Source organism: Neobacillus sp. 19, from assembly GCF_049463095.1.
Classification (GTDB): Bacteria; Bacillota; Bacilli; order Bacillales; family Cytobacillaceae; genus Neobacillus.
In genome coordinates this window covers 1-8714 of record NZ_JBMPZU010000077.1, presented here as the reverse complement: position 1 = coordinate 8714, position 8714 = coordinate 1, and the positions used below count along the sequence as shown (strand labels likewise).

At 38.4% G+C, this 8714-nt stretch carries 11 protein-coding genes; 2 read left to right on the top strand and 9 right to left on the bottom strand.

Going from position 1 to position 8714, the window contains the following annotated elements; genetic code table 11:
- Nucleotides 1-578 precede the first annotated feature (578 nt).
- Nucleotides 579-1190: an FMN-binding negative transcriptional regulator gene (locus ACO1D1_RS23320; protein WP_423337324.1), complete on the top strand. Its 612-nt coding sequence runs from the start codon at nucleotides 579-581 to the stop codon at nucleotides 1188-1190.
- A gap of 154 nt (nucleotides 1191-1344) precedes the next feature.
- On the opposite strand, the gene ACO1D1_RS23315 is transcribed toward ACO1D1_RS23320, so the two are convergent.
- Nucleotides 1345-1467: a hypothetical protein gene (locus ACO1D1_RS23315; protein ID WP_263315353.1), complete on the bottom strand. Its 123-nt coding sequence runs from the start codon at nucleotides 1465-1467 to the stop codon at nucleotides 1345-1347.
- Between the two features lie 220 nt (nucleotides 1468-1687).
- On the opposite strand from ACO1D1_RS23315, the gene ACO1D1_RS23310 reads away from it, so the two are divergent.
- Nucleotides 1688-2320, top strand: coding sequence for a fumarylacetoacetate hydrolase family protein (locus ACO1D1_RS23310; protein WP_423337323.1), 633 nt, complete (start codon nucleotides 1688-1690; stop codon nucleotides 2318-2320).
- A gap of 69 nt (nucleotides 2321-2389) precedes the next feature.
- On the opposite strand, the gene ACO1D1_RS23305 is transcribed toward ACO1D1_RS23310, so the two are convergent.
- The 8 genes from ACO1D1_RS23305 to ACO1D1_RS23270 form a co-directional block, all read right to left on the bottom strand.
- The gene (locus tag ACO1D1_RS23305; RefSeq protein ID WP_423337322.1) at nucleotides 2390-2938 is read right to left on the bottom strand and encodes a GNAT family N-acetyltransferase; all 549 of its coding nucleotides are present in this window, start codon (nucleotides 2936-2938) and stop codon (nucleotides 2390-2392) included.
- 44 nt (nucleotides 2939-2982) lie between these two features.
- Complete coding sequence (locus ACO1D1_RS23300) at nucleotides 2983-3738, bottom strand: class I SAM-dependent methyltransferase (protein WP_423337321.1); 756 nt, start codon at nucleotides 3736-3738, stop codon at nucleotides 2983-2985.
- A 46-nt stretch (nucleotides 3739-3784) separates the two neighbouring features.
- A complete protein-coding gene (locus tag ACO1D1_RS23295; protein ID WP_423337320.1) occupies nucleotides 3785-4645 on the bottom strand; it encodes a GNAT family N-acetyltransferase in 861 nt (286 codons plus the stop codon).
- Nucleotides 4646-4871: 226 nt separating this feature from the next.
- Nucleotides 4872-5300 carry a VOC family protein gene (locus ACO1D1_RS23290; RefSeq protein ID WP_423337319.1) on the bottom strand — a complete coding sequence of 143 codons (429 nt, stop codon included), beginning with the start codon at nucleotides 5298-5300 and terminating at the stop codon, nucleotides 4872-4874.
- 139 nt (nucleotides 5301-5439) lie between these two features.
- Complete coding sequence (locus tag ACO1D1_RS23285; protein ID WP_149870155.1) at nucleotides 5440-5808, bottom strand: PH domain-containing protein; 369 nt, start codon at nucleotides 5806-5808, stop codon at nucleotides 5440-5442.
- Nucleotides 5809-5896: 88 nt separating this feature from the next.
- Nucleotides 5897-6919 (bottom strand): multifunctional transcriptional regulator/nicotinamide-nucleotide adenylyltransferase/ribosylnicotinamide kinase NadR, encoded by a 1023-nt coding sequence (gene nadR, locus ACO1D1_RS23280; RefSeq protein ID WP_423337318.1) that lies wholly within the window; start codon nucleotides 6917-6919, stop codon nucleotides 5897-5899.
- Nucleotides 6920-7615: a nicotinamide riboside transporter PnuC gene (pnuC, locus tag ACO1D1_RS23275; RefSeq protein ID WP_423337317.1), complete on the bottom strand. Its 696-nt coding sequence runs from the start codon at nucleotides 7613-7615 to the stop codon at nucleotides 6920-6922.
- A gap of 17 nt (nucleotides 7616-7632) precedes the next feature.
- The gene (locus ACO1D1_RS23270) at nucleotides 7633-8400 is read right to left on the bottom strand and encodes an NUDIX domain-containing protein (RefSeq protein ID WP_423337316.1); all 768 of its coding nucleotides are present in this window, start codon (nucleotides 8398-8400) and stop codon (nucleotides 7633-7635) included.
- Nucleotides 8401-8714: the final 314 nt, after the last annotated feature.

Sequence of the window (8714 nt, the reverse complement as noted above, 5' to 3'; positions counted from 1 at the left end):
CGTCTTCTCATGTTTTAATATGGTTACCGACCGCATTTAATTCATTAAAAGATTTCTTTTATATAAGTAAAATGGTTTAGAAATTCACTTTCATTGATTAATATCCTATTTGTTAAATCTTCCGTTCTCAAAACGAACTCTTTCACTCCAATAAATTCTGATTCACTAATCAAGTAAAACTGTGTCCCTCTTTTAAAGCCATTAAACTGCTTTTTTAGTCTATATACTTTCATTGATTAACCTCTTAAAATACGTTTTTATAACTAACACACCTATTATAGTATGCTGAACGACTAATTGGAATTCACAATTGGATTAGCACCGCTTTTTCATTTTTCTTAGAATATTGATAAAATTAGTATAGGACACTATTTCATTTATTTGCAGGATTTTCTGAAGTTAGAGTAGAAATCATGAAGTTGCTGGGTATTTAAAGTTCAACACCGATGAAGAACAAATAGACATGATCATGACTAAGACTCTTACATAACATTTTATTAAAGGGTGTACTTCAATTAAATTCTAGTTAGACAAAATAAATAACATTATAAGAAAAGATTCAGAGAGGAGAAAAAAACATGTATATTCCTGCCCATTTTAATATGAAAGACGAAACAGAGGCCTTCGACATTATCAAGGAAAATAGTTTTGCGACCCTTTTTTCTCAACATAATGGAATGCCTTTTGCGACTCATTTGCCGTTAATTCTAAACAAGGATCATTCTTACTTATATGGACATTTTGCGCGTCCGAATCCCCAGTGGAAAGATATCGAAAATCAAACGGTCTTAGCTATTTTCCATGGTCCGCATTGCTATATCTCCCCATCTTGGTATGAGACGAACAAAGCAGTTCCAACCTGGAATTATGTGACCGTTCATGTTTACGGAGAAGTCGAACTATTAAAGGATGAAGATGAGTTAATGAGCTCCTTACATGATATGGTATTGAAGTACGAAGCTCCTGACAGTCCATACAATTTGAAAGATGTAGACGCTGAGTTTCTCGCTGGTATGAACAAAGGAATTCAAGGTTTCAAAATTAAAATTAACAAAATAGAAGGAAAATCAAAGTTAAGTCAAAACCATTCCTCGCAGCGACAAAAGTTAGTTATTAATCAACTGGAACAGATTCCACGAACAGATGAGCAGCAGATTGCATTGTTAATGAAAGCAAACCAAAAATTATAATAGTTTAGTAGCAACAATTTTGAAAGATTATTCTTTACCTAAGTAGAAAAGGAGCCAATCGATGACTAAATCGAATGACTCTTTTTCTTTAAAAGATCTAATTCCTCCACGTTTTTTAAATAGTTTGGAGTGATTTCGGTTTTAGTCCTCTTGGTTACTTCTTCTTTTTTTCTTGAGCCTTTAATGCTACCCTTTCAAGTCCGTCTTGCGCGAATTCTACATCTGTTGTTGGCATTGCTGGATTATTCCTTATTTCTTTGTTCTTCTTTTTAGACATTTTTACACCACCTCTACCAGTTTGCGTTTGTGAATTGGTAATCCGCTTTTTTAGTTTGGATTCTTTTTTGCAGACTATACAATTCAAATAATTTGTATTTCCCTCAAAACCGCCTGAAAAAAATATTAGTTCTTCTGTTAAAATTTATATTAGAAATATGTTTGCAAGTAAAAATGTTTCTTGTATTAAAATATAGTCATTTAGTGGAAGGAGTTTTTTTATGAATACAATCCGAAATATATACTGTGTTGGCCGGAATTATGAATCACATGCAAAGGAGTTAAAAAACGAAATTCCCACTTCCCCTTTTTTGTTCTCCAAGCCAACGCACGCATTGGTGGAGACTTGCGGACAAGAAATCGAGTTGCCTGGTGATCGTGGTTCTATTCATTATGAAGTGGAGTGGGTTGTACATATTGCGAAGTCATATGAAAAGGGAATGAAAGTGGAAGAACTCGTTGATCGTATGGCGCTGGGGATAGATTTTACTCTAAGGGATGTGCAAAGTGAGTTAAAGAAAAAGGGATATCCTTGGCTACTTGCAAAGGGTTTTCCGCACTCTGCTGTATTGACTCGATTTATTGAATTTCCGGGTTTAGAAAGATGCAAGCAATTCGATTTTGCTCTTCAGAAGAATGGGGCGGAAGTTCAGCGAGGGAATATTCAAAATATGATTTTTGATTTACAGACTATTATTGATTTTTGTGCGTTACATTTTGGTCTAGGAAAAGGAGATATCATTTTTACAGGAACGCCGGAGGGAGTCGGGCCAGTTGCGGAAGGTGATCGATTTGCTCTTAAATGGGGAGAAAATACACTTGGAGAGTTTTCTGCCTATTTGAAAAATAAGTAAACAAAACTGTCCAATTCAAGAAGACTATAAGGACCTCCAATTGGAGGTCCTTTATAAGATCATTTTATCTTAATCTTTTTCTGTTTGAATTTTTCCAAACAGTAATGCGTTAAAATAGGTTTCGTCAATAAAATAGTGATCCCTTAATTCTCCTTCTAATTCATAGCCATTCTTTTCAAGGATCCTTGCAGAGCCAACATTTGCATCCACCACACTGGCGTGGAGTTTGTGCAGATGAAGGGATTCAAATGCGAAATCACTCATCAAGGCCACACACTCCGTACCATAGCCTTTCCCCCAATGGTCGCGATGAAAAACATAGCCGATTTCTGCGTGGTTTGCTTCATGATCAAAATTGAATATCATTGCTGTTCCGATAATTTCTTGAGTTGATTTTTGAACAATAGACGCATATAAATGCGTATCTGCCGCCTCACGGTTAAGCATCGTTTCAATTAGTTCTCTCGTATCATCCAAACTGTTCATTAAATTCCAGCCAATAAAACGTGAGACTTCGATATCTGATGCATAGCTATGGATTTCTTCAGCATCAGTTGTGCTTAATTCCTTAAAGGAGATATGTTTACCCTCCAATGTATGAAATGAACTTTGCTTCATATTCTCGACACTCCCTAAACAATTAATCACGATAAACTTCCTAGCTACTTTTTGATCGCCCTTGTTGCATAAAAAGTGGGGACATTGAATTCATGAAGTTTACCTGAACCGTTTGTATCTTGGAAAATATCCGTTAGGATGAAGCCTGCCTGTAATTGTCCCCCTATTTGTTCCTCAATCGTGTGTGAAAACTGGATGCCCCAGTCATTTTTTAACGATTTTTCATATAGCTTGGGATCCTTCAAAGGATTAAATGGCAACTGATTCGTAAGCATTGTTTCATCTTCATCAAATAGATAATTAATACCGTTATCTAAACCTGCCAAGAGGATTCCACCCCTTTTCAACACCCGGTAACATTCTTTCCAAATCGGCCCAACATCCTCCACATAACAATTGGAGACAGGATGGAAAATCAAGTCGAATGATTCATCCTCGAATGGTAACGGTTTTGTCATATCGGCCCTGACTGTGTTGATTTCATAATTCTCTCGTTTTGCTACTTCCCTTTCACTTTCCAATTGCTTTTCTGAATAATCTAATACCGTACAGTTTGCCCCTAATGCCGAAAAGATTGGCATTTGCTGACCACCCCCAGAAGCTAAGCCAAGGATTTCGGCACCCTTGATTTCGCCAAACCATTCCTTTGGTACAGGCTTGGTCGGAGTTAGAACCACAAACCAATCATGATTTTTTGCTTTTTCAAAAATCTCATGACTTATCGGCTGCCCCCATAACCAACCTTCCTCCACCCACTTATCAATCGTTTTCGAATTTAGTTCTATGTATTTTTGGTCCATCTAAGTTTCACACCTTTCCAAATCATCCGGCATTCTTCCTTTATGTTTAAAGGAGTAAGTACATTTCATATTGTTTCAGTTCACCCTTTTTAAAACCTTTTTTCTTTAAAAATCCCTCGAGCTGACTGTTATTAGGAAAACCTGCCGACATTCTGGAGAGATTGAGGTCTAGAGCGGCTGTTTGCAAAAGCTGTGTACCTGCTCCCTTCCCTCTTTCCTTCTTATCAATCATTAAAAAATGTATCGTTCCGGCTGCTGAAATGACTAAACATCCTGCTAGACGGTCTTGCATCATAGCATGATAAAAATAGGTATTATTTGTTTTTTCAATAAAGTCGAGATCATTCTGCCAATTAATATGATAGTCCCAGTTTCCCGCTGCTTTCTTGAACTCTTCAAAATCGATTCGTTTAATCGAGAACTCCGAGCGAGGTTTTTCAAAGATTGATGCATCTGCATGAGTATAATAGACAATATCATAGATTTTCTCATATCCTAGTTTTTCGTAAAATCGGACCGCCCGATCATTACCGACAATCACTTCTAGAAATAACTGCTTACAGCCTTGTTTCACTGCCTCTTCTTTGTGAAGTTCAAACAATCTTTGACTGATTCCCTTGCCTCTGTATGCTGGATGAACCGCCAACGTTCCGCATCTCATCGTCTGGATGCCTTCATAAATCTTCAGCCCACCTAGAATAACACCAACAGGTTCATCCTGATCAAAGGCAATAAAGGAGTTCTCTCTCCTATTCCCTTCCGGACCAAAGAACCTCGCAAGGAATACATCCTCAGAAATATCCATTTTAATGATATAATCGGAAAACCCAGTATGGAAGGCTTGGTAGATAAACCGACCCTCAACTTCTGTACAACAGTAATACTGAATGTTATTTTGTCGTTTCAATTGACCTTGTTCTCCCTTCGAACCAGTTATTTCAAAAGAATTTGTAAAAGATGAATCCCTTGAGTAGTAATTAATTCGGTATTTCTTTTAAAATTCCTATATGAATTTCAATAAAATCACTAGATGGAAGAACATTCATGAATGATAAACGAACGGAGAAAGCCCCCGGTCCATTCGAGAACAGGAGGCTTTGTTTGGTGGTGGAACGGAAGGCTTTTTGCTAATACTACGGTTGCTCTGCTGGGACGTTCACTTGGAAAGTAACACCGAATTTGTCCTTTACTTGCCCATACAATGGACTCCAATCCGTCTTCTGCAGTGGCATAATCACTTGTCCGCCGTCTTCCAAAGCGGCGAAGATTTCTTTGGCCCTGACCTCTTCTTTTGGATGGATGGCCATCTGAATCGTATTACCTGGCTGATAAGGCATGCCTTCATATGTATCGCTGAACATGAGATCTGCATCTCCGACTTTCAAGTGTGCGTGCATCACACGATTCTTCATGTCATCCGTTAATGGATAATTCGGGTCCTCCGGCATATCTCCGAACGTCGTGATACCCATCACTTTCCCGCCAAGTGCTTTCTCGTAAAAATGGACAACTTCTCTCGTATTACCGTTAAAAATCAAATACGGGTTTAAACTAATTGACATCTTTTAACAGCTCCTTAGTTCTAATTTTCATACAATCCTTAGCATGTTCCATATGGCAATAACCACCAACCATTATTACCTTAAACATATTTTATAACACAAAACGTACGTTCGTAAATAAAGAAAGGAAAACAACAAATTAAAGGAGTGCATTAGCAATTAATTTATCAAACTTACGTATATCAACACCCTTTTTAAGATTTACCTTAATGTGGCCTGCCCTGGTCCATAATTCAACCTCTGCATTTACATCAAAGAAACTCCCCGCATTTTCCGTTGACCACATATTGATTGATGAATAGGGCAATGAATAAATCTCAACCTTTTTCCCTGTTAAACCTTGAGCATCTCTTACGATTAATCTCTTATTAGTGAAAATTGCACTATCACGAATAGTTTTGTAAGCAGCCATTGCTACTTCACCGTCCACTAATAATTCATTCACATCATTTGGAATCGGACATTCGGAGATGAAAGTCCATTGCAGAATTGCCTGAGTTGCAGCCATAATTAACGCCTCCTTCAAAAATATCTTCGTTATAATTCATTCTATAAATATTTGATAAAACCTTTTTATTCAAAAATATATTGACCTTTTAACTATTCAGTAATTCATCTATATATCTTATTGCCCCATTAAGCCGATTCTTATAATCTCCATGTAAGATTTTATAGTCAATGTTTTGCTTATTTAATAATGTCTTTAAGTGTTGATTATTCTTAGTTCTCGCTTCAGCATCTCCATGAACTCTTAGTCCATCATCAACCCACAGCACGTCGGGTTCAAGGAAAAGCCAAAGATCGTAGTCCTGCCGTTTAGCTATTTCATCTAATACAGGCTGGTTCACTTGATTATATAAGTTGGAGTAAAATTGTGTCACGATTGCTTCTGTATCGATAAACACTAGTTTATTCGCCTTTTCAATGGCTTCGAGTTCCTTCATCTTATGTCCATAGGCAATTTGCAGATAGTCATCGTCTATAATAATGCCATCACAGCCTCCTAAGTCTTCACAAACCGTTCGACCATATTCCTCTACGTAGCTAGTGTTGTAGATTTTGGAAAGATTTTGGGTCAGGGTAGATTTTCCACAGCTTTCGGTTCCAATGACGACTACCTTCTTCACAAAATACGGTTTCACACCATCAGGAATGTACGCCCAGTGTTGAAAAACACCGTCCTTTCGAATTTGAGTGGCAGAGATGTTGACATGGGCACGTTTCGGGTCAAGTAAAACATGCTTTGAATTTGGATAAAGCTCCTGAAAAATGGGTTCGTATTCACGCTCAGAACTGAACACGAAATCAATCGGCTTATCAATTTCCTTTTTTATAAGCCCTGCTCCTTCCGCCCAGTTGTAATGCTCATTGTCATCCTTGTCTTCAATGGATATGACTTTTACGTGCGGCATATCCTTGGTTAATTTCGATAGCCAGCGTAAACGAACTTGTGCAGGAATGTAATTCAATTTGGTATTCTCACACAGTTCTCTGTCCCTCTTTTCACTATGGGATAGGACGACGTATAACTCATCAACCATGGAAGATGCATGAATGATGGCATACACATGGCCAAGATGTAAGGGCAGAAACTTGCCTCCGATAAAACCAACTGTCATTTAAGCCGCCTCCCTTATCTGTTTGCTGTACATTTTTCGCCAGTTGACATACCCATAAATGCTGTTCACAAGGAAGGCAGACCACATTACGAGCATAGAAAAGTCATTTCCACCTTGAGTCGCCAGCGCACTTGCCCATAGGAAAATCGATAAAACATTGACAGCAATCCATACAAGCCATTGTTCCGTCAATCGTTTCAGCATCATAATTTGCGCGGTGATCGACAACACATTTGTCGCTGAATCTGTCCAAACATTATTGCCGCCTAGGTATTTCAAGAAAAAACCATAAGCTGCTGTCAATATAAGAACAGATCCAATCGTATAAATCCAGCCTTTTTTTGACAGGCGTTTAACAGCTACGTCCTCACCTTTCACACCCTGCTTGGTTTTATTCTTATTCCACAAATAAATCCCTATAAATTGGACGGGAAAGTAAAACAGGGCGTTGAGCATCACCTCTCCATACAGGCCATAGCCGAAGGCAATATACGCATAGGTTGACGTTTGAATGATTCCCCAATAATAATTAGAGATCTTCCCCTTCGCAACTAACACCACACACATCATCCCGCTAATTGATGAAATTAATCCGATTAGTGAGTCTTCCCAAGCAAAGAATAGATAAATCGTAACCGCCGTAAAAATGCTTAACCAGCCAATTTCGAATCGAGTCCAATCCTTCCATACCCTCATCACCATCTCTCCTTTTCCTATCCTCTAACTTTATTACTGTACACAGATACGATCGGTTGAAACTCAGTAAAACGATAAAGCTGGGCAGGAATTTTCGAATAGCGATTGGATTTCTTTGGCTTTCCGTTTTCATGGACTGCTTCAATAAACGGGAGTGTCGGTACTTTCCTAAAAAAGGCCGCATCCGTCAGGATGGAGGAATCGTCAAGAACCGTTAATAAAACGCCCTGCAATTCAGAAAGCACAAACTCACTAGGTAAAAAATGCCGCGCCAGTGTGGTTAAAGCCATATCCTTCTTAATAAACCAAATGGCATCTTCTATGATTTGGCGATGGTCAAAGGCTAAATTCAGTGCAAGCGCTTCATCGATCGGAAATAGTTGAATATCCGCTGCATCAATCGTTTGTTTACGACTCTGTAAATCCGCTTCATTGGCGATGACATAATGGGCATTTGATAGAATCCATCCACGCGGATCCCGATCGGGTGAATCATAGACACCAAAGTGTTTGATCCTAACTCCATCTACACCCGTTTCTTCTAATAGTTTTCGTTCTGCTGCTTGAAATGCCGTTTCCGCCGGTCGTACAAATCCTCCAGGCAAGGCCCACTTTCCGGCTTCCATGTTGGGATTGCCTTCATGATCCCATTCACTTCGTTTAATCAGCATAATTTTTAATTTCTTGATTGGCGGTTTATACTCTCCGTGAACCTCTGATGTGATGGTAAAGACAGCAATATCACTTGTATAGCCATCCGGTGTGATAAATGGATTACTTTTCATGTCGCCAACTCCTTTAATTAACAATTTGTTAATTGTTAATTAAAGTATATTCCAATCCTTGGATAGTAGTCAATATTTTTTGGAAAATAAAATCCTCTGCAAGGTTAAACAAAAAAAGAGCTGTCCAAAAAGTCAGTTAATTGACCTTCGGCAGCCCTTCTTATTTCTTATAGCAACTTAATCTTAAAGTAAAAAACGCTGAAGCGGCGCACGAAAATGCGAAAGCGTTTCACGATAAATGCGAAAACGCCTATCTAGGTTGTTGGGTTTTGGGTTAATATCGGCTGCATACAACTGAACCAAGTACAGGACAT

Excerpts from the sequence above, each read along its gene's own strand:
- ACO1D1_RS23320 (WP_423337324.1), top strand. The coding sequence starts at position 579 with ATGTATATTCCTGCCCATTTTAATATGAAAGACGAAACAGAGGCCTTC.
- ACO1D1_RS23315 (WP_263315353.1), bottom strand. The coding sequence starts at position 1,467 with ATGTCTAAAAAGAAGAACAAAGAAATAAGGAATAATCCAGCAATGCCA.
- ACO1D1_RS23310 (WP_423337323.1), top strand. The coding sequence starts at position 1,688 with ATGAATACAATCCGAAATATATACTGTGTTGGCCGGAATTATGAATCA.
- ACO1D1_RS23305 (WP_423337322.1), bottom strand. The coding sequence starts at position 2,938 with ATGAAGCAAAGTTCATTTCATACATTGGAGGGTAAACATATCTCCTTT.
- ACO1D1_RS23300 (WP_423337321.1), bottom strand. The coding sequence starts at position 3,738 with ATGGACCAAAAATACATAGAACTAAATTCGAAAACGATTGATAAGTGG.
- ACO1D1_RS23290 (WP_423337319.1), bottom strand. The coding sequence starts at position 5,300 with ATGTCAATTAGTTTAAACCCGTATTTGATTTTTAACGGTAATACGAGA.
- ACO1D1_RS23285 (WP_149870155.1), bottom strand. The coding sequence starts at position 5,808 with ATGGCTGCAACTCAGGCAATTCTGCAATGGACTTTCATCTCCGAATGT.
- nadR (WP_423337318.1), bottom strand. The coding sequence starts at position 6,919 with ATGACAGTTGGTTTTATCGGAGGCAAGTTTCTGCCCTTACATCTTGGC.
- pnuC (WP_423337317.1), bottom strand. The coding sequence starts at position 7,615 with ATGAGGGTATGGAAGGATTGGACTCGATTCGAAATTGGCTGGTTAAGC.
- ACO1D1_RS23270 (WP_423337316.1), bottom strand. The coding sequence starts at position 8,400 with ATGAAAAGTAATCCATTTATCACACCGGATGGCTATACAAGTGATATT.